Here is a 243-nt window from a genome sequence, read left to right on the forward strand (position 1 = left end):
GATCAGCTTCGGCTCCGAGCACAGCGCCCGCGCCAGCTCGATCACCTTGCGTACGCCGTAGGGCAGGCCCGAGATCAGCTTGTCGCGGTAGGGCTCGAGATCGAGGAATTCGATCACCTGCTCGACGAGCCGTCGTCCGGCCTCAATGTCGAGGAGACCGACGACATGTCGTTCTGGATCCGTGACATGAAGAGCGAGCTCGGCATCACCGTGCTGATGGTCGAGCACGACATGACCCTGGTC

1 pseudogene is annotated in these 243 nt (G+C 62.6%); it reads right to left on the reverse strand.

What is annotated here, in order from left to right:
* Window positions 1-243 (reverse strand): annotated as a pseudogene (locus tag FNJ47_RS52615) (hypothetical protein); the annotation flags it as partial.

The organism is Bradyrhizobium uaiense, assembly GCF_010811875.1.
Taxonomy (GTDB): Bacteria; Pseudomonadota; Alphaproteobacteria; order Rhizobiales; family Xanthobacteraceae; genus Bradyrhizobium; species Bradyrhizobium uaiense.